Origin of the sequence: Streptomyces sp. NRRL F-5727, assembly GCF_000719555.1 — a bacterium.
In the GTDB taxonomy this organism is placed as follows: domain Bacteria; phylum Actinomycetota; class Actinomycetes; order Streptomycetales; family Streptomycetaceae; genus Streptomyces.
In genome coordinates, this window is sequence record NZ_JOGX01000101.1 from 1 (window position 1) to 19,563 (window position 19,563).

The following is a 19,563-nucleotide window of genomic DNA, read 5'->3' on the forward strand; positions in this document are numbered from 1 at the left end:
TCATAGCGTTAGGGAAACGCCCGGTTACATTCCGAACCCGGAAGCTAAGCCTTTCAGCGCCGATGGTACTGCAGGGGGGACCCTGTGGGAGAGTAGGACACCGCCGAACAACCCGCCCTTTTAGCTCAGTCGGCAGAGCGTCTCCATGGTAAGGAGAAGGTCAACGGTTCGATTCCGTTAAAGGGCTCAGAGAAAAGGCCCCCGCCAGATGGCGGGGGCCTTTTTGCGTTTGTACCGGGAAACAGATGCGCGGTGCCGGCGTCTCCGTCGGGAGACGCCGGCCGCGTGGTGTCAGCTCGGGTCCGGTTCCCTCAGGCGCATCGTCAGGATGGCCATGTCGTCCGAGGCGGGAGCGTGGGCGAAGCGTTCGACCGCGCGGAGGATGCGGCCGCCGACCGCGCCTGCGGTCAGGCCCGTACAGGTCCTGAGGGCGTCGGCGAGGCCGTCGTCGCCCAGCATGCGGGTGCCCTCGCGGCGCTCGGTGACGCCGTCCGTGACGCAGAGGAGGACATCGCCCGGGTCGAGCGTGAAGGTCTCCTCGTACAGCTCCAGGTCCTCCATCACGCCCAGCAGCGGCTGGGGCTCGGCGGCCGGGGAGACCGTGCCGTCCGGGCGGAGGCGCAGCGGGAGCGGATGGCCCGCGCAGACCACCTTCAGGATCGCCGAGCCGTCGGGCTGCGGGCGGAGCTCGCCGTACAGGAGGGTCAGGAAGCGGCTGCGGGCGCCCTCGTCGAGGATGGCCGCGTTCAGGCGCTCCAGGACGGCGGGGCCGCCGAAGCCCTCGCGGGCCAGCAGGCGCAGGGCGTGCCGGGCCAGGCCCGTCACGGCTGCCGCCTCCGGGCCCGTACCGCAGACGTCGCCGATGGCGAAGCCGTACACGTCCTCCCTGATCGGGAAGACGTCGTAGAAGTCGCCGCCGACCTCGTTGCCCTCGCCGGCCGCGCGGTAGATCACGTCCACCTCGACGCCGGGGATCTTGGGGAGCTCGGGCGGCAGGAGGCTGCGCTGGAGGGACTGGCTGATGGCGTTGCGCTCCGAGTACAGGCGCGCGTTGTCCAGGGCCAGGGCGGCCCGGCGCGAGAGGTCCTCGGCGAGCTCCAGGATCTCCTGACGGAAGTGGTCCTCGGCCGGGCGGCCCAGGGTCAGCATGCCGATGACGCGGTTGCGCGCGACCAGCGGCAGGACGACCGTCTCGCCGGCGACCGTGCCGGCCGTGGCCAGGGCGGTGTCGATGCCGGAGGAGAGCGGGCTGCCCAGGTGCTCCAGCTCGCGGGCCGAGGCGGCCAGCGCGGCCCGGTGGGCGGCGTCGCCCGGGGCCGTCCAGAGCCGGGCGCCGGGGCTCGGCACCGGGTCGGGCGGGGCGATGGAGTGCAGCAGCGCCTTCAGGCCGTCGATGCGGTCCTCGTCCTCGTGGAGCACGTACGACAGGTACGGGTCGGAGGCCGGGTCGGCGATCGTGTAGACCGCGCACCAGGTGGCCAGGGTGGGGACCGTCATCTGGGCCATCAGGGCCAGGGTCTGGTCGCGGTCGAGGGTGCCGGCCAGCAGGTCGGACGCCTCGACGAGGAAGCTGAGGGAGCCGCGGCGGAGGCGTTCCAGCTCGCCCAGGCGGGCGGACTCCACGGCCAGGGCGATGCGGTCGGCAGCGAACTGGAGGCGGAGGGCCTCCTCGTTCGAGTAGCGGTTCGCGGCCTCGGCGGCGACGCCCAGGGAGCCGGTGAGACGGCCCTCCACCTTCAGGGGGACGGTGACCACCGAGCGCATGCCGGTGCCCTCGAGGAGGGGGACGGCGCCGGGGACGGCGGCCAGGTCCTCGTGGACGGCGGGCATGCGGGCGGAGCCGTAGCGGCTGGCGCCGGTCTCCACGGGGACGCGGGCGAAGCGCTGGCGGGCCGCCGGGAGGCCGGTGGTCGCCCGGACCTCCAGCTCCGTCTCGTCGTCGGTGGCCAGCAGGAGGAAGGCGGCGTCGCCGTCGAGCATGTCCCGGGCCCGCTCCACCGTGCGCTGGAGCAGTCCGTCCAGGTCGTCGGGGGCGGGGGAGCCGATGAAGACCTCGAAGGGGTCCGTGGTGCGGCTCTCCGCGGTGGGGTCGGCGGCCGGGCGCTGCGGGGTCTGGAGGACCGCGCGCTCGTCCTCCCGGACCAGGAGGCAGACCGTCGACGGCTCGCCCGCCGCGTCACGGACCCGCAGGTGGGAGGCGTACACGGGGATCACGCGGCCGTCGGCGCGGCGGAGCCCGTAACTGCCCTCCCAGCGGGAGAGGCGGAGGGCCTCGACCAGGCCGGTGCCGATGCCCGGGGTGTGCGGCCAGGCGGCGAGGTCGCCCAGGGGCTTGCCGGTGACCTGCTCGGGGGCGTAGCCGAAGAGCTCCTCGGCGTCCTCGTTCCAGGAGGTGATGGCGCCGCCCTGGTCGATCTGGACGACGGCGACGCGGACCCGGCTGTCGGCGACCGGGAGGAGGGCGTCGGGGAGGACCGGGCCGGCCGAGCGGGTGCCGACCGGGCGCTGCGGGAGGTCCAGATGGAACCAGACGTGTTTGCGGGTGGGGGAGTAGTCGACGCCCCAGCGGTCGGCGAGGGCGGCGCAGAGGAGCAGGCCGCGGCCGTTCTCCCGGTCCGGGCTCGCGATCGCGGGGCCGCTCTGGACCGGGATCTCGCGCTCCGGGTAGCGGTCGGCGACCTCGACGCGGATGCTGTCCTCGGAGCGCAGGCAGAGGACCTCGGCGGCGGTGCCGGCGTGCACGACGGCGTTGGTGACCAGCTCGCTCGTCAGGACGACGGCGTCGTCCACGAGCTCCGGGTGGCCCCAGCCCTGGAGGGTGTCCCGGACGAAGGCCCGGGCGGCGGCGACGGACCGTCCGACGGGGTCGAAGGTGGCAGTCGCCCGCGCGGTGATCACAGCACTCCTCGTACGCGTCTCGACGCCCGGCTCCGCCATGCTCGGTCTGCCCCTCCCGCTGCCCGGTGGTAGTACGCGCTCCACACCGCCCCCGCCGGGCGGACCGGGGCGGCTGGACAGCCGGATGCCAGGTTACTTACCTTCACCGTCCCCGCGGATGCCGGTCCGCGCGGTTTCCGCCCTCGGAGGGTGGGGACCTTGTGCGAAGCTGCCGAACTGTTATCGCCTGGTTCGGTCGCGGTGAAACACTGGGAATGCTTCGGTGGGAGCCGGAGCGGAACGGTCGAACCCTTTCGGGAGGGTCACGGTGGAGTCTGGCACGGCGGCGCGGCGCGGCGGCGGCAGCGGCACGCGCGCGAGGGGCGGGCGTTCCCGTGGGGGGACGGTGCAGGTGGACGCGGCCGCGCTGGAGCGGTTGCTGTCCGCGCTCGTGTCGATGCGCGACGGGAACCTGCGGAGGCGGCTGACCGTCTCCGGCGACGGGGTGATGGCCGAGATCGCGGCCGTCTTCAACGAGGTCGCGGACCGGCAGATGCACGTCACCGGCGAGCTGTCGCGGGTGCGGCGGGTGGTCGGGCGCGAGGGCAAGCTGTCCGAACGGCTCGAGGCCGGGGCGACCGAGGGCGCCTGGGCGGCGGCGATCGAGGCGGCGAACGCGCTCGTCGACGATCTGGCGCGGCCGGTGTCCGAGGTGAGCCGGGTGCTGACGGCGGTCGCCGAGGGTGACCTCGAACAGCGGATGGACCTGCGTTCGGAGGGTTCCGACGGGACGGTGCGGCCGCTGCGCGGGGAGTTCCTGAAGGTCGCGCGGACCGTCAACCACCTCGTGGACCAGCTGTCGGTCTTCGCGTCCGAGGTGACGCGGGTGGCCGTCGAGGTGGGTACCGAGGGCATCCTCGGCGGGCAGGCGCACGTACGGGGCGTGTCCGGGTCGTGGAAGGACCTCACGGACTCCGTCAACACCATGGCGAACCAGCTCACGGCGCAGGTGCGGGACATCGCGCTGGTGACGACGGCGGTGGCCAACGGTGACCTGTCGCAGAAGGTCACGGCGAACGTGGCCGGCGAGATGCTCTCGCTGAAGAACACCGTGAACACGATGGTGGACCAGCTGTCGTCGTTCTCGTCCGAGGTGACCCGGGTCGCCCGCGAGGTGGGCACGGAGGGCGAGCTCGGCGGTCAGGCCGAGGTCGCCGGGGTCGCCGGCGTGTGGAAGGACCTGACCGACTCCGTCAACACGATGGCGGGCAACCTCACCAATCAGGTGAGAGGGATCGCGGAGGTGACGACGGCGGTCGCGAACGGCGACCTGTCGCAGAAGGTCACCGTGAGCGCGCGCGGTGAGATCGCCCAACTCGCCGACACCATCAACCAGATGACGGAGACCCTGCGGACCTTCGCCGACGAGGTGACCCGGGTGTCCGGCGAGGTCGGTGCCGAGGGTCTGCTCGGCGGGCAGGCGCAGGTGCCGGGCGCGGCGGGCACCTGGAAGGACCTGACGGACTCGGTCAACACCGTCTTCCGGAACATCACCACGCAGGTGCGGGACATCGCGCAGGTGACGACGGCGGTGGCCAACGGCGACCTGTCGCAGAAGGTCACGGTGGACGTGGCCGGCGAGATGCTGGAGCTGAAGCTCGGCGGGCAGGCGCAGGTCCAGGGCGCGGCCGGTACCTGGAAGGACCTCACCGACTCGGTGAACACGGCCTTCCACAACCTGACCGGCCAGGTGCGGGACATCGCGCAGGTGACGACGGCGGTGGCCAACGGCGACCTGTCGCAGAAGGTCACGGTGGACGTGGCCGGCGAGATGCTGGAGCTGAAGCGAGGGCCGGCTGGGCGGTCAGGCGCGGGTGGACGGGGTCTCCGGCCGCTGGCGCGAGCTGACCGACTCGGTGAACTTCATGGCCGGCAACCTCACCTCGCAGGTGCGGCAGATCGCGCAGGTGACCACGGCGGTCGCGCGGGGTGACCTGTCGCAGAAGATCGACGTGGACGCGCGCGGCGAGATCCTGGAGCTGAAGAACACCATCAACACGATGGTCGACCAGCTCTCCGCCTTCGCGGACCAGGTGACCCGGGTGGCCCGCGAGGTGGGCACCGACGGACGGCTCGGCGGTCAGGCGCAGGTGCCGGGCGTCGCCGGCGTGTGGCGGGACCTCACCGACTCGGTGAACGGCATGGCCGGGAACCTGACGGCCCAGGTGCGGAACATCGCGCAGGTCGCCACGGCGGTCGCGCGGGGTGACCTGTCGCAGAAGATCGACGTGGACGCGCGCGGCGAGATCCTGGAGCTGAAGAACACCCTCAACACGATGGTGGACCAGCTGTCCTCCTTCGCCGACCAGGTGACCCGGGTCGCCCGCGAGGTGGGTACGGAGGGCATCCTGGGCGGTCAGGCCGAGGTGCAGGGGGTCTCCGGCACCTGGAAGGACCTGACCCAGTCGGTGAACTTCATGGCGAACAACCTGACCTTCCAGGTCCGGAACATCGCCGAGGTCACCACCGCGGTGGCCCGCGGCGACCTGTCGAAGAAGATCACCGTCGACGCCAAGGGCGAGATCCTGGAGCTGGTCACCACCGTCAACACGATGGTGGACCAGCTGTCGAACTTCGCCGACGAGGTGACCCGGGTGGCCCGAGAGGTGGGCACCGAGGGCATCCTCGGCGGGCAGGCCCGGGTGCGCGGGGTCACCGGCATCTGGAAGGACCTCAGCGACAACGTCAACCTGATGGCCAACAACCTGACCAGCCAGGTGCGGAACATCGCCCGGGTCTCCTCGGCGGTCGCCAACGGCGATCTGACGAAGAAGGTCACCGTCGAGGCGCGCGGCGAGGTCGCCGAACTCGCCGACACCGTCAACACGATGGTGACGACGCTGTCCTCGTTCGCCGACGAGGTGACCCGGGTGGCCCGCGAGGTGGGCACCGACGGCATCCTCGGCGGCCAGGCCCGGGTGCCCGGTGGTTCCGGCACCTGGAAGGACCTCACCGACTCGGTGAACAGCATGGCCGACAACCTCACCGGCCAGGTGCGGCAGATCGCCGCGGTCACCACCGCCATCGCCAAGGGCGACCTCACCAAGAAGATCGACATCGAGGCGCGGGGCGAGATCCAGGAGCTGAAGAACACCATCAACACGATGGTCGACCAGCTGTCGAACTTCGCCGAGGAGGTCACCCGGGTCGCCCGCGAGGTGGGCACGGACGGACAGCTCGGCGGCCAGGCCCGGGTCCGGGACGTCGAGGGCACCTGGAGCGATCTCACCCTCTCGGTGAACGAGATGGCCGGGAACCTCACCCGGCAGGTGCGGGCCATCGCGGCCGTCGCCACCGCGGTGACCCGCGGCGACCTCAACGTCAAGATCGACGGTGTGGACGCGGCCGGCGAGATCCAGGCGCTCCAGGAGAACATCAACACGATGATCGCCAACCTGCGGGACACCACCCTCGCCAACGACGAGCAGGACTGGCTCAAGTCGAACCTGGCCCGGATCTCCGGTCTCATGCAGGGCCGCCGGGACCTCGACGACGTCGCCTCGCTCATCATGAGCGAGCTGACGCCGGTGGTCTCCGCCCAGCACGGCGCCTTCTTCGTGGCGACGCCGACCGGCTCCGCCAACCACGACACCGAACTCGTCGGCGAGGGCGACGGCTCGTACGAGCTGCGCATGCGCGGGAGTTACGGCTACTCCGCCGGCTCCATGCCGACCTCCTTCCGCCCCGGCGAGACCCTCATCGGCACCGCGGCGGAGGAGAAGCGGACCATCCAGGTCAACGTGCCGCCGGGGTACCTCAAGATCTCGTCCGGCCTCGGCGAGGCGTCGCCCGCGCACGTGATCGTGCTGCCGGTGCTCTTCGAGGGGAAGGTCCTCGGCGTCATCGAGCTGGCCTCCTTCCAGCCGTTCACGCAGATCCAGCGGGACTTCCTCAACCAGATCGCCGAACTGATCGCGACCACGGTCAACACCATCAGCGTCAACACCAAGACCGAGGTGCTGCTCAAGCAGTCCCAGGAGCTCACCGAGCAGCTCAAGGAGCGGTCGGCCGAGCTGGAGCACCGGCAGAAGGAACTGCAGAACTCCAACGCCGAGCTGGAGGACAAGGCCGAGCTGCTCGCCCGGCAGAACCGGGACATCGAGGTCAAGAACACCGAGATCGAGGAGGCCCGGCAGGTCCTGGAGGAGCGTGCCGAACAGCTCGCCGTCTCCATGCGCTACAAGTCGGAGTTCCTGGCCAACATGTCGCACGAGCTGCGCACCCCGCTCAACTCGCTGCTCATCCTGGCCAAGCTGCTCGCGGACAACGCGGAGACCAACCTCACCCCGAAGCAGGTCGAGTTCGCCGAGACCATCCACGGCGCCGGCTCCGACCTGCTCCAGCTCATCAACGACATCCTCGACCTGTCGAAGGTCGAGGCGGGCAAGATGGACGTCTCCCCGACCCGGATCGCCCTCGTCCAGCTCGTCGACTACGTGGAGGCGACCTTCCGGCCGCTCACCGCGGAGAAGGGCCTGGACTTCTCGGTCCGGGTCTCGCCGGAGCTGCCCGCCACGCTCCACACCGACGAGCAGCGGCTCCTGCAGGTGCTGCGCAACCTGCTGTCCAACGCGGTGAAGTTCACCGACTCCGGCGCGGTCGAGCTCGTGATCCGGCCGGCCGGCGCCGACGTGCCGCAGTCCATCCGGGAGCAGCTCCTGGAGGCCGGGGCGCTGCGCGACGCCGACGGCGACCTGATCGCCTTCTCGGTCACCGACACCGGCATCGGCATCGCGGCCAGCAAGATGCGGGTCATCTTCGAGGCGTTCAAGCAGGCCGACGGCACCACCAGCCGCAAGTACGGCGGCACCGGCCTCGGGCTCTCGATCAGCCGGGAGATCGCCCGGCTGCTCGGCGGCGAGATCTTCGCGGTGAGCGAGCCCGGTCGCGGTTCCACCTTCACCCTCTACCTGCCGCTGAACCCGACCGAGGTGCCGCCGCACGGCTCCGGGCAGGGCGAGGGCGACGACGAGCGGCGGGAGGCCGAGGCGGGGCCGGCCGGGGACACCTTCCCGCACTTCCCGCCCGCTCCCGTACGGAGCGACGCGCGGTCCGGGGCCGGGGCGCTCTTCCGGCACCGGCGGAAGGCCGGGGCGGTCGCCGAGACGCCCGACGCGGCCGGTGCGGGCGGCACCCGGGGCGCGGTGCCGGGGCAGCCGGGCCCGGAGGACGCCTCCGCCGCCGAGTTCGCCGGTGGGGCGCCGGAGGAGGCCGCCCCGGAGCCGCGCCGCACCTTCTCCTTCGCCGGCGAGAAGGTCCTCATCGTCGACGACGACATCCGCAACGTCTTCGCGCTCACCAGCGTGCTGGAGCAGCACGGGCTCGCGGTGCTGTACGCGGAGAACGGGCGGGAGGGGATCGAGGTCCTGGAGCAGAACGACGACGTGACGGTCGTCCTGATGGACATCATGATGCCGGAGATGGACGGGTACGCGACGACGACCGCGATCCGGCGGATGCCGCAGTTCGCCGGGCTGCCGATCATCGCGCTCACCGCGAAGGCGATGAAGGGGGACCGGGAGAAGGCGATCGAGTCGGGCGCCTCCGACTACGTCACCAAGCCGGTCGACCCGGACTACCTGCTCTCCGTCATGGAGCAGTGGATGCGGGACGCGTGACGGCCCGCCGTCCGGTGCCGGACCCCGCGCGGGCCGGTGCCGGACGGCGGACTCCCGCCACCCGCGTGTGAGACCGTCCGGGACGGGGAACCTTCTCGACCCGCGCCCCGTTTCCGAACTGTGCACAGTGACATCACGGTGACAGGGTGTGGCGGCGCGCGGGGTGCGGCTACGATGACCGGCACAAGGACGGACGGCAGGAAGCCGTCCTCCGGGGCGGCGCCCGGTGCTCTTCCCGGTTCCGGCAGCGGTTCCGGAAGCCGGGTCGAGCCGTTGCCGGGACGAGGAGGACGGGGCATGGTGCAGAAGGCCAAGATCCTCCTGGTCGATGACCGGCCGGAGAATCTGCTGGCGCTGGAGGCCATTCTCTCCGCGCTCGATCAGACCCTGGTGCGGGCATCGTCCGGGGAGGAAGCGCTCAAGGCGCTGCTGACGGACGACTTCGCGGTCATCCTGCTCGACGTCCAGATGCCCGGCATGGACGGCTTCGAGACCGCCGCGCACATCAAGCGGCGGGAGCGGACCCGGGACATCCCGATCATCTTCCTCACCGCGATCAACCACGGTCCGCACCACACCTTCCGCGGGTACGCGGCGGGCGCGGTCGACTACATCTCCAAGCCGTTCGACCCGTGGGTCCTGCGGGCGAAGGTCTCGGTCTTCGTCGAGCTCTACATGAAGAACTGCAAGCTGCGGGAGCAGGCGGCCCTGCTGCGGCTCCAGTTGGAGGGCGGCGGCGAGGGCGGCCAGGGCAAGGAGGCCGCCGGGCTGCTCGCCGAGCTGTCCGCCCGGCTCGCCGCCGTCGAGGAGCAGGCGGAGGCCCTCTCCAAGCAGCTCGACGACGAGTCGGCCGACGCGGCGGCCGTCGCCACCGCCGCGCATCTGGAGCGCAAGCTCACCGGGCTGCGGCGGGCGCTGGACGCGCTGGAGCCGGGGACCGGCGGCGCGCCCTCGCTGCCCGCGCAGAGCTGAGGCCCCGTCACCGGACGGCCGGATCGTGATGACCGGCCGTCAGCTTCGTGCCGGGGCAAGGGCGACACGTTCGGGTGAGGCGGACAGCCCGGCCGCTCACCGGTAACCTCAGCATCATGGCTTCACGTACGTCCGGCAAGGGTTCTCAGGGCACCGCACCATCGCGCGCCGGCCGGACGACGGGCGGCGCGAAGAAGGCGGCCGCCAAGTCCACGGCGAAGTCTCCGGCCAAACCGCCGGCGAAGAAGGCGGCGGCCAAGAAGGCCGCGCCCGCCAAGCGCGCGCCCGCGAAGAAGGCCGCGGCGAAGCGGCCCGCGGCCCGGCCTGCGCCGTCCCCGACCGGGGGCGTGTACAAGGTGGCGCGGGGTGCCGCGCACGGTGTCGGCGCGATGTTCCGGGGGATAGGGCGGGGCGCCAAGGGGCTCGACCCCGTCCACCGCAAGGACGGCCTCGCGCTGCTGCTGCTCGCCGCCGCGCTGATCGTCGCCGCCGGCACCTGGTCCCATCTGGAGAACCCGGTCGGCGACCTGGTCGAGATGCTGGTCACCGGAGCCTTCGGCCGGCTCGACCTGCTGGTGCCGCTGCTGCTGGGCGGCATCTCCTTCCGGCTCTTCTGCTATCCGGAGCGGCCCGAGGCCAACGGCCGGATCGTCATCGGGTTGTCCGCCCTCGTCATCGGCGTCCTCGGGCAGGTCCACATCGCCTGCGGTGCGCCGGGCCGGGACGCCGGCTCGGAGGCCATGCAGGACGCGGGCGGACTGATCGGCTGGGCCTCGTCCCAGCCGCTGGTCTTCATGATGGGGGAGGCGCTGGCCGTCCCCCTGCTGGTGCTGCTCACCCTCTTCGGGCTGCTCGTCGTCACCGCCACCCCGGTCAACGCGATCCCGCAGCGGCTGCGCGCCCTCGGCGTCCGGCTCGGACTCGTCGAGCCCGCGTACGAGGAGACCGCCGAGGAGTACGCGGACCAGGAGCCGTACGAGGAGGACTGGCGGGAGGCGCCGCCGCGGGCCGCCCGGCCGGTCCGGCGCCGCACCGGCGGTCCGGCCGATCCGTACGACGTGGACCGGGCCGAGGCGGAGGCGCTGGACCGGCGCGGGCGCACCGCCCGGCCCCGGACGGCGGCGCCCGAGCACGACCACGGTCTGGACCCGGTGGACGTGGCCGCCGCGGCGGCGGCCGCGCTCGACGGCGCGGTGCTGAACGGGATGCCGCCGTCGCCGCTGGTGGCCGACCTGACCCGGGACGTGACCGCCGAGCGGGACGCCGCGCTCGCGGGGGCCGGCGGGGCGACGGACGGGGCCACCGGGCCCGTACCGCCGGTGCCGAAGTCGCCGCCGAACGTGCCGACCGCGCGGTGCGCCGACAAGCGGCCGGCGGGTGGGCCCGTACCCGATCTGACCAAGCCGGCGCCGGAGCCCACCGATCTGCCGCCGCGGGCCGAACAGCTCCAGCTGTCCGGTGACATCACCTACTCGCTGCCCTCGCTGGACCTGCTGGAGCGGGGCGGGCCGGGGAAGACCCGGTCGGCGGCGAACGACGCCGTCGTCGACGCGCTGTCGAACGTCTTCCTGGAGTTCAAGGTGGACGCGGCCGTCACCGGCTTCACCCGCGGTCCGACGGTCACCCGGTACGAGGTCGAGCTCGGGCCCGCCGTGAAGGTCGAGAAGATCACCGCCCTGACGAAGAACATCGCCTACGCGGTGGCCTCGCCCGACGTGCGGATCATCTCGCCGATCCCCGGCAAGTCCGCGGTCGGCATCGAGATCCCCAACAGCGACCGCGAGATGGTCAACCTCGGGGACGTGCTGCGGCTCGCGGACGCGGCCGGGGACGAGCACCCGATGCTGGTCGCGCTCGGCAAGGACGTCGAGGGCGGCTACGTGATGGCCAACCTGGCGAAGATGCCGCACGTCCTGGTCGCCGGCGCCACCGGCTCCGGCAAGTCCTCGTGCATCAACTGCCTGATCACCTCGGTGATGATAAGGGCGACCCCGGAGGACGTCCGGATGGTGCTCGTCGACCCCAAGCGGGTCGAGCTCACCGCCTACGAGGGCATCCCGCACCTGATCACCCCGATCATCACCAACCCCAAGCGGGCCGCCGAGGCCCTCCAGTGGGTGGTGCGCGAGATGGACCTGCGCTACGACGACCTGGCCGCCTTCGGCTTCCGGCACATCGACGACTTCAACCAGGCCATCCGGGACGGCAAGGTGCAGCTGCCGCCCGGCAGCGAGCGCGAGCTCAAGACGTATCCGTACCTCCTGGTGATCGTCGACGAGCTCGCCGACCTGATGATGGTCGCCCCCCGGGACGTCGAGGACGCCATCGTCCGCATCACCCAGTTGGCCCGCGCGGCCGGCATCCACCTGGTGCTCGCCACCCAGCGGCCCTCGGTGGACGTCGTCACCGGTCTGATCAAGGCGAACGTGCCGTCCCGGCTGGCCTTCGCCACCTCCTCGCTCGCCGACAGCCGGGTCATCCTCGACCAGCCCGGCGCCGAGAAGCTCATCGGCAAGGGCGACGGCCTCTTCCTGCCGATGGGCGCGAACAAGCCGACCCGCATGCAGGGCGCCTTCGTCACCGAGGCCGAGGTCGCGGCCGTCGTGCAGCACTGCAAGGACCAGATGACGCCGGTCTTCCGGGACGACGTCACCGTCGGCACCAAGCAGAAGAAGGAGATCGACGAGGAGATCGGCGACGACCTCGACCTGCTGTGTCAGGCGGCCGAGCTGGTCGTCTCGACGCAGTTCGGCTCGACCTCGATGCTCCAGCGGAAGCTGCGGGTGGGCTTCGCGAAGGCCGGCCGGCTGATGGACCTGATGGAGTCGCGGAACATCGTGGGCCCGAGCGAGGGCTCCAAGGCGCGGGACGTCCTCGTCAAGCCGGACGAGCTGGACGGGGTGCTCGCGGTGATCCGCGGCGAGTCGGCGGAGTGAGGCGAGCGACCGGGCGGGAGGCGTGGGGCGGTCGGGCCGGGGTATCCGTTCGAGACCGGGCCGAGACTCACTCGTAAGGGAACCGGGGGCAACCGTTTCCCCTGGCCGTACGTCAAGTTGGACGGAGGGACAGAAGGATGTCCCATCCTCGCGAAGTACAGCCTCATGGCGTACAAACCGAACCCGCCCGGTTGCCCCACCCTTTCGTACCACCCATAGACTGAACGTCCAGCAGGTGGCTACACGCTCGAAAGGCGCTCTCGTGTCCATCGGCAACTCCCCCGAAGACGACCGGACGTTCCCGTCAGACGACCGGGAACCGATCGGTCGCACCCTTCAGCAGGCCCGCATCGCCGCCGGCCTCAGCGTCGAAGAGGTCAGCGCCTCCACCCGTGTCCGGATCCCGATCGTGCACGGCATCGAGGAGGACGACTTCTCGCGCTGCGGCGGCGACGTCTACGCGCGCGGTCACATCCGTACGCTCGCGCGCGCCGTCGGGCTCGATCCGGCTCCGCTGATCGAGCGGTACGACGCCGAGCACGGTGGCCGTCCCTCGCCCACCCCCGCCGCCCCGCTCTTCGAGGCGGAACGTATCCGCCCCGAGCCCCGGCGGCCCAACTGGACCGCGGCCATGGTCGCGGCGATCGTCGCCGTCGTCGGCTTCGTCGGCTTCACCATGTTCAACGGCACCGAGGCCCCGAAGGGGACCACGGCCGCCGAGGGCGGTCCGGCCCCCGCCCCGGAGAAGGCGACCTCCGCCGCCAAGCCCAAGCCGGTCAAGCCCGCCCCGAAGCCGACCGAGAGCGCCATCGCGGCCGTCCCGGCCGACAAGGTCACGGTCAAGCTCACCGCCGACGGCAAGAGCTGGATCTCGGCCAAGGCGTCCGACGGCAAGATGCTCTTCGACGGCTTCCTCCAGGAGGGCGACACCAAGACCTTCCAGGACGACGAGCAGGTCGACCTCGTCCTCGGCAACGCCGGCGCGATCGAGCTCTACGTGAACGGCAAGAAGGTCTCCGAGAAGTTCGAGGACGGCCAGGTGGAGCGGCTCAGCTACACCAAGGGCGACCCCGAGGCCGGCTGACCGGTGCGTCCGGTGTGACCTCCGTCGCGCAGGTGAACCCTGAGCGACGGGGTCACGTCCGGGACGAAGTAGTCTTGAGTCCATGCCCGAACGCCGTACCGTCGCCCTTGTCACTCTCGGCTGCGCCCGTAACGAGGTGGACTCGGAGGAGCTCGCAGGCCGCTTGGCAGCGGACGGCTGGGAGCTCGTCGAGAACGCCGAGGAAGCGGACGTCGCCGTCGTCAACACCTGCGGCTTCGTCGAAGCCGCCAAGAAGGACTCCGTCGACGCCCTCCTCGAAGCCAATGATCTGAAGGACCACGGCCGCACCCAGGCCGTCGTCGCCGTCGGCTGCATGGCCGAGCGCTACGGCAAGGAGCTGGCCGAGGCGCTCCCCGAGGCCGACGGCGTGCTCGGCTTCGACGACTACGCCGACATCTCCAACCGCCTCCAGACCATCCTCAGCGGCGGCAGTGTCGAGGCGCACACCCCGCGTGACCGGCGCAAGCTCCTCCCGCTCTCCCCGGTCGACCGCCAGCAGGCCGCCGCCGAGGTCGCCCTCCCGGGCCACGGAGCCGCCGAGGAGCCGCAGAACGTCCCGGGCGACCTGCCCGAGGGCCTCGCGCCCGCCTCCGGCCCGCGCGCGCCGCTCCGCCGCCGTCTCGACCGCAGCCCCGTCGCCTCCGTGAAGCTGGCCTCCGGCTGCGACCGCCGCTGCTCCTTCTGCGCCATCCCGTCCTTCCGCGGCAGCTTCGTCTCCCGCCGTCCCTCGGACGTGCTCAACGAGACGCGGTGGCTCGCCGAGCAGGGCGTCAAGGAGATCATGCTGGTCTCCGAGAACAACACCTCGTACGGCAAGGACCTCGGCGACATCCGCCTCCTGGAGGGCCTGCTGCCCGAGCTCGCCGCCGTCGACGGCATCGAGCGCGTCCGCGTCAGCTACCTCCAGCCGGCCGAGATGCGCCCCGGCCTGATCGACGTGCTGACCTCCACCGACAAGGTCGTGCCCTACTTCGACCTGTCGTTCCAGCACAGCGCCCCGGACGTGCTGCGCGCCATGCGCCGCTTCGGCGACACCGACCGCTTCCTCGACCTGCTCGCGACGATCCGCGAGAAGGCCCCGACGGCCGGTGCCCGCTCCAACTTCATCGTCGGCTTCCCCGGCGAGACCGAGGCCGACTTCGCCGAGCTGGAACGCTTCATCACCCACGCCCGGCTCGACGCCATCGGCGTCTTCGGCTACTCCGACGAGGACGGCACCGAGGCCGCCACGTACGAGCACAAGCTCGACCAGGAGGTCGTGGACGCGCGTCTCGCCCACCTCTCCCGGCTCGCCGAGGAGCTCACGGCGCAGCGCGCCGAGGAGCGGATCGGAGAGATGCTGGAGGTACTGGTGGAGTCCGAGGACGAGGAGGACGGCTGGATCGGCCGCGCCGCCCACCAGGCTCCGGAGACGGACGGACAGGTCTACCTCGTCGACGGTGGCGGTGCACGCCTGGACCTGGCTCCGGGCCGTATGGTCAGGGCGAAGGTCGTGGGCACCGAGGGCGTCGACCTCGTGGCGGAGTACTGCGACGTGCTGGGGAGCGACCCCCAGACCCCCGTTGCCGAGGAGGTGGGCAGATGACCGGAGTCCCGGCATCCGCGACGGGCGGGACCGGAAGGCCCGCGCCCCGCGGCAAGCTGGGCACGGCGGCCGTGAACCCCGTCAGCGTGTGGAACATCGCCAACATCCTCACCATGATCCGGCTCGTCCTCGTGCCGGGCTTCGTGGTGCTGCTCCTCCAGGACGGCGGGCACGACCCGGTCTGGCGGGCCTGGGCGTGGGCGGCGTTCGCCGTCGCCATGATCACGGACGTCTTCGACGGACATCTGGCCCGCACGTACAACCTGGTCACCGACTTCGGGAAGATCGCCGACCCGATCGCCGACAAGGCGATCATGGCGGCCGGGCTGATCTGTCTGTCGGGCCTCGGCGATCTGCCCTGGTGGGTGACGGCGGTGATCCTGGCGCGCGAGCTGGGGATCACGCTGATGCGCTTCTGGGTGATCCGGCACGGGGTCATCCCGGCCAGCCGCGGCGGCAAGATGAAGACGCTCGCCCAGGGCACGGCGGTCGGCATGTACGTGCTGGTGCTCACCGGCCCGCTGGCGACGCTGCGCTTCTGGGTGATGGCGGTCGCGGTCGTGCTGACCGTCGTCACCGGTCTGGATTATGTGCGACAGGCGGTCGTCCTGCGGCGCCGCGGGCTCGCGGCCGAGCGGGCCGCCGCCCGCGCGGAGACGTCGGCGCGATGAGCGAGGCGGCCCGGGTGCTCGCCCTGCTCGGGGAGCGGGGCCACACGCTGGCCGCCGCCGAGTCGCTGACCGGCGGCCTGGTGGCCGCCGAGCTGACCGGGGTGCCCGGGGCCTCCCGGAGTTTCCGCGGCTCCGTGACCGCCTACGCGACCCCCCTCAAGCACGAGCTGCTGGGGGTGGACGCCGGCCTGCTGAGCGCGCGCGGGGCGGTGGACCCCGAGGTCGCGGTGCAGATGGCACGGGGTGTACGGGACCGGCTGGGCGCCGACTGGGGGATGGCGACGACCGGGGTCGCGGGGCCCGATCCGCAGGACGGGCAGCCGGTCGGCACCGTCTACGTGGCGGTCGCGGGACCCGCCACGACAGGCGCGGCGGCCGGGAAAGTGGTGTCGTTGAGATTGAACGGCGACCGCGCGGAAATCCGTAGAGAGAGTGTGCGGAGCGTGCTGGAACTGCTCCACGCGGAACTCTCGGAAAATGCGCGGGCACAGGATACGGAACAGAACGGGGGGAATTGATGTTTGCAGCCCAGAGAGAACACGACATCGCTCCCCGCACGGCCGCGGCGCGAGGCGGTACGGTGGGGCGTGAAGGATGCGGCTACGCGGTCCGAGGAGGGAGCGACCGATGATCTTGCTCCGTCGCCTGCTGGGTGACGTGCTGCGTCGGCAGCGCCAGCGCCAGGGCCGTACTCTGCGCGAAGTCTCCTCGTCCGCCCGAGTCTCGCTCGGCTATCTCTCCGAGGTGGAGCGGGGGCAGAAGGAGGCTTCCTCCGAGCTGCTCTCCGCGATTTGCGACGCGCTGGACGTACGGATGTCCGAGCTCATGCGCGAAGTGAGCGACGAGCTGTCGCTGGCCGAACTGGCCGAGTCGGCGGCTTCGAGCGAACCGGTGCCGGCGCCGGTCCGTCCGATGCTCAATTCGGTGTCGGTGACGTCGGTGGCCGGTGTGCCCACCGAGCGGGTGACCATCAAGGCGCCCGCGGAGGCCGTGGACGTCGTCGCCGCCTGAAACCGAACGGGTCGAAGCCCCGGTCGGCGCCCCCTTGCGGGGGGTGTCGGTCGGGGCTTCGTCGTGTCGGCGGGCGTATGTGGTGTTTTGTTTGAGATGCCGGGTTCCGGACAGGCGTGCCATGGTGGGGGATACGTACGACTGGTTGGAGAGTTCCGTATGTCTGTCGTGAAGAGCCCGCTGTCCGACGCCGACCTCAAGACGGTCGGCCACGCCCTCCAGGGAGCCCTGGTCGACCTCCTCGACCTGGCGCTGGTCGCCAAGCAGGTGCACTGGAACGTCGTCGGACCGCGCTTCCGCTCCGTCCATCTGCAGCTCGACGAGGTGGTGGACACCGCCCGGACGCACTCCGACACGGTGGCCGAGCGCGCCTCGGCGATCGGGGTCAACCCGGACGGGCGTGCGGCGACGGTGGCCTCCACCAGCGCGATCGGCGCCGTGCCCGAGGGCTGGATCAAGGACGCGGAGGCCGTGCGGATCCTGGTGGCCTCGCTCGACGCCGTCATCACCCGGATGCGGGAACGGGTGGAGGTCACCGCCGACCCCGATCCCGTCAGCCAGGACATCCTCATCGGCCTCACGGCCGACCTCGAGAAGCATTCCTGGATGTTCCAGGCGGAGAGCGCCTAGGCGGCCGGGATGGCGGGAGGTGCCGCGCGCGGCGGCGTCCGCCGGATCGTGCGCGGGGTGCGCGCCGGGGTTGACCCCGGTGCGCCCTCCCGCCGGGTGATCCTGCCGGTCTAGCGTCGAGCGCAGGAGGCGGCCATGGTACGGCGACGGGTTCCGCTGGTGACGCTCACGCTGATCGCGGTCGGGCTGGTGGTCGGGGGGCTCTGGTGGTGGGCGGTACTGCGTCTGCTGCTGGTTCCGGGAGAGTCCGGAGCGGTCGAGGGGGCGGTGGCGGCCGGCGGCTGGGGGCTGAGTCTGTTGCCGGTGCACGTGGCCGCCTCGTCCCGGCCCGCGCGGCTCACCAGGGCATGGCGACGCCGCCGTTCGGCCGCAGGATCTGACCCGTCGTGAACGAGGAGGCGTCGCAGGCGAGATGGAGGACCGCGTGCGCGACGTCCTCGGGCTCGCCGACCCGTCGCAGCGGGGAGTGCCGGACCATCGCGGCCTCGGCCTGCTCCTGGGCGGCCGGCTCGTGCCGGTCCGTCATGGGGGTGCGCACCCAGCCGGGCGCGACCGCGTTGACCCGGATGCCGTAGGGGCCCGCCTCGACGGCGAGCGTCTTGGTGAGCTGGACGACGGCCGCCTTGGCGACGCTGTAGCAGAGCAGGCCGGGGCTCGCGGTGTCCATGGCGCCCGAGGCCATGGTGACGATCGACCCCCGGGTGCCGGCGGCGATCATCGAACGCGCCGCCTCCTGGCAGGCGTGGAGCACCCCCTTGAAGTTCACGGCGAGCACGCGGTCGAGGTCCTCGTCGCGGGTCTCCAGGACCGGGCTGGTGTGCATGATCCCGGCGACCGCCGCCATCACGTGGAGGGGGCCGGCCGCGGCCACGGCGGCGGCGAGCGCGGACCGGTCGGTCACGTCGAGGGGGTGGACATGGGCGGTGCCGCCCTCCCGGGCGATCAGGGCGGCCGTCTCCTTCAGGCCCGGCTCGTCACGGTCCGCCAGGTGCAGGGTCGCGCCGGCCCGGGCGAGGAGGGCGGCGCTCGCGCGGCCGATACCGCTCGCGGCGCCCGTCACGAACGCGCTGCGGCCGGTGAGGTCGTACGCCGAGAGGCTCATGAGGGGACCGTACGACCGGATCTGACGGACCGTCAATTGGGTGTCAGCCGCCGGTCCGGCGGGGACCCGTGCTTTCCCCTCGGGGACCGCGCTGGCAGGCCGGGCACCAGTACGTGACCCGGTCGCCCAGCTCCGCCTTGCGGACGGCGGCTCCGCAGCGCAGACAGGGGCGGCCCTCGCGTCCGTAGACGTGCAGCGGGGTGCCGGGGCGGCGGGTCGTCGTGGTGCGCCGGTCCGGGCGGTCCTTGTTCGCCTCCAGCAGGCGGTGGGCGGTCGCCACCAGGCGGGGCGGGAGGTCCGGCGCCAGCTCACCGACCGGGAGCCACGGGCTGACGGCCGCCAGGAACGCCAGCTCCGACTTGTACACGTTCCCGATGCCGGCGAGGTTGCGCTGGTCGAGCAGGGCCTCGCCGAGGGGGCGGGACGGGTCGGCGAGGAGACGGCGGACCGCCTCCTCCGGGTCCCAGTCCGGGCCGAGGAGGTCGGGGCCCAGATGCCCCACCGCCCCCGACTCCTCGGCGGTACGGATCAGCTCCAGGACCGGGAGGCGGTAGCCATACGCGGTGTACCGCTCGTTTCCGAGGATGGCGCGGATCTGGTGCCCGGGGCCGCCGCGCGGGCGCTCCCCGGTCGCGTACACCTTCCACGCCCCGTCCATCCGCAGGTGCGAGTGGAGGGTGAGCCCGCCGTCGATCCGGGTCAGCAGGTGCTTGCCGCGCGGGGTGACGTCCAGGACCGCGCGGCCGGTGAGGTCGGCGGTCGCGAACCGGGGCACCCGCAGATCCGCGCGAGTCAGCACCCGCCCGGCCAGCGCCTCGTGCAGCCGATGGGCGACCTGCCAGACGGTGTCTCCTTCGGGCATGGGCGGTTCTCCGGGGGCAGGTGTTCGGGGGGTCGGGGTCGGGCGGTTCCGTGGTCGAGCGGTGCCGTGGTCGGGCGGTCGGGGGTCGGGCGGTGCCGTGGTCGGGCGGTCGGGGGTCGGGCGGTGCCGTGGTC

General features: G+C 71.9%; 12 protein-coding genes, 1 tRNA gene, 1 rRNA gene and 1 pseudogene. 12 read left to right on the top strand and 3 right to left on the bottom strand.

The window, feature by feature from the left end:
• Together rrf and IF73_RS0135515 are read left to right on the top strand one after the other, a co-directional pair.
• Nucleotides 1-109 (top strand): 5S ribosomal RNA (rrf, locus tag IF73_RS0135510); the annotation flags it as partial.
• A 5-nt stretch (nucleotides 110-114) separates the two neighbouring features.
• Nucleotides 115-187: transfer RNA gene (locus IF73_RS0135515), tRNA-Thr, on the top strand.
• A gap of 104 nt (nucleotides 188-291) precedes the next feature.
• Here IF73_RS0135515 and IF73_RS0135520 read toward each other — a convergent pair.
• Nucleotides 292-2,937, bottom strand: a complete 2,646-nt coding sequence (locus IF73_RS0135520; RefSeq protein ID WP_031015298.1) for a SpoIIE family protein phosphatase — start codon at nucleotides 2,935-2,937, stop codon at nucleotides 292-294.
• Nucleotides 2,938-3,205: 268 nt separating this feature from the next.
• On the opposite strand from IF73_RS0135520, the pseudogene IF73_RS38305 reads away from it, so the two are divergent.
• From IF73_RS38305 to IF73_RS42400, 10 genes and pseudogenes are all read left to right on the top strand, one after another.
• Nucleotides 3,206-8,555, top strand: a pseudogene (locus IF73_RS38305) (HAMP domain-containing protein).
• Between the two features lie 297 nt (nucleotides 8,556-8,852).
• The gene (locus tag IF73_RS0135530; protein WP_031015299.1) at nucleotides 8,853-9,527 is read left to right on the top strand and encodes a response regulator; all 675 of its coding nucleotides are present in this window, start codon (nucleotides 8,853-8,855) and stop codon (nucleotides 9,525-9,527) included.
• Between the two features lie 116 nt (nucleotides 9,528-9,643).
• Entirely contained in the window at nucleotides 9,644-12,463 is a 2,820-nt protein-coding gene (locus IF73_RS0135535) for a DNA translocase FtsK (RefSeq protein ID WP_037881572.1), read from the top strand.
• 262 nt (nucleotides 12,464-12,725) lie between these two features.
• Nucleotides 12,726-13,547: a helix-turn-helix domain-containing protein gene (locus tag IF73_RS0135540; protein WP_031015304.1), complete on the top strand. Its 822-nt coding sequence runs from the start codon at nucleotides 12,726-12,728 to the stop codon at nucleotides 13,545-13,547.
• Between the two features lie 82 nt (nucleotides 13,548-13,629).
• Entirely contained in the window at nucleotides 13,630-15,153 is a 1,524-nt protein-coding gene (gene rimO / locus IF73_RS0135545) for a 30S ribosomal protein S12 methylthiotransferase RimO (protein ID WP_031015306.1), read from the top strand.
• A complete protein-coding gene (pgsA, locus tag IF73_RS0135550) occupies nucleotides 15,150-15,824 on the top strand; it encodes a CDP-diacylglycerol--glycerol-3-phosphate 3-phosphatidyltransferase (protein ID WP_031015308.1) in 675 nt (224 codons plus the stop codon). Before rimO ends, pgsA begins: the two co-directional genes overlap by 4 nt.
• Nucleotides 15,821-16,342: a CinA family protein gene (locus tag IF73_RS0135555; RefSeq protein ID WP_031015309.1), complete on the top strand. Its 522-nt coding sequence runs from the start codon at nucleotides 15,821-15,823 to the stop codon at nucleotides 16,340-16,342. Before pgsA ends, IF73_RS0135555 begins: the two co-directional genes overlap by 4 nt.
• A 109-nt stretch (nucleotides 16,343-16,451) precedes the next feature.
• Nucleotides 16,452-16,835 (top strand): helix-turn-helix domain-containing protein, encoded by a 384-nt coding sequence (locus tag IF73_RS0135560; protein WP_030495036.1) that lies wholly within the window; start codon nucleotides 16,452-16,454, stop codon nucleotides 16,833-16,835.
• A gap of 159 nt (nucleotides 16,836-16,994) precedes the next feature.
• A complete protein-coding gene (locus tag IF73_RS0135565; protein WP_031015311.1) occupies nucleotides 16,995-17,465 on the top strand; it encodes a Dps family protein in 471 nt (156 codons plus the stop codon).
• Nucleotides 17,466-17,600: 135 nt separating this feature from the next.
• On the top strand, nucleotides 17,601-17,855 hold the full coding sequence (locus tag IF73_RS42400) for a hypothetical protein (RefSeq protein ID WP_078868431.1): 255 nt from the start codon (nucleotides 17,601-17,603) through the stop codon (nucleotides 17,853-17,855).
• Here the strand turns inward: IF73_RS42400 and IF73_RS0135570 are convergent.
• Both IF73_RS0135570 and IF73_RS0135575 read right to left on the bottom strand, forming a co-directional pair.
• The gene (locus IF73_RS0135570; protein ID WP_199806781.1) at nucleotides 17,803-18,567 is read right to left on the bottom strand and encodes an SDR family NAD(P)-dependent oxidoreductase; all 765 of its coding nucleotides are present in this window, start codon (nucleotides 18,565-18,567) and stop codon (nucleotides 17,803-17,805) included. The genes IF73_RS42400 and IF73_RS0135570 overlap by 53 nt on opposite strands.
• A gap of 43 nt (nucleotides 18,568-18,610) precedes the next feature.
• The gene (locus tag IF73_RS0135575; protein ID WP_031015315.1) at nucleotides 18,611-19,429 is read right to left on the bottom strand and encodes a DNA-formamidopyrimidine glycosylase family protein; all 819 of its coding nucleotides are present in this window, start codon (nucleotides 19,427-19,429) and stop codon (nucleotides 18,611-18,613) included.
• Between the last annotated feature and the right edge of the window lie 134 nt (nucleotides 19,430-19,563).